This is a genomic window from Streptomyces sp. AB3(2024), from assembly GCF_041862025.1.
Lineage (GTDB): Bacteria > Actinomycetota > Actinomycetes > Streptomycetales > Streptomycetaceae > Streptomyces.
The window spans coordinates 1-484 of sequence record NZ_JBGWAB010000341.1 but is presented as its reverse complement, the minus strand read 5'-3'; the positions used below and the strand labels follow the sequence as shown (position 1 = coordinate 484).

Here is a 484-nt window from a genome sequence, read left to right as displayed (position 1 = left end):
GTTCGGTGTGAGCGGGACGAACGCGCACGTGATCCTGGAGCAGGCTCCGGTCCGGGTGGAGGAGCCGGCGGGGGAGGCGCGTGAGCTGCCCGTCGTCCCGCTGGTGGTGACGGGCAGGTCGGCGGCGGGCCTGCGTGACCAGGTGGAACGCCTGCGTACCCACATGGAGGTGGAGCGGGTGCCCGCGCCGCGTCCGCTGGACGTGGCGTGGAGCCTGGTCACGGGCCGTTCGATGCTGGAACACCGCCGGGTGGTCCTCGGCGGTACGACCGTCGAGGGTGTGGTGGGGTCGTTCGGTCGTCGGGTGCTGGTGTTTCCGGGTCAGGGGACGCAGTGGGTGGGGATGGGTGCGGAGCTGCTCGGTTCCTCACCCGTGTTTGCGGGGCGGTTGCGGGAGTGTGCCGATGCCCTGGCGCCGTTCGTGGACTTCGACGTGGTCCAGGTACTGCGGGAGGGGCGTTCGCTGGAGCGGGTGGATGTGGTC

At 71.3% G+C, this 484-nt stretch carries 1 protein-coding gene; it reads left to right on the top strand.

What is annotated here, in order from left to right; translation table 11 throughout:
- Positions 1 to 484, top strand: a 484-nt coding sequence (locus ACEPPI_RS40670; protein WP_373920264.1) for an acyltransferase domain-containing protein, incomplete at both ends; no start/stop codon positions are given.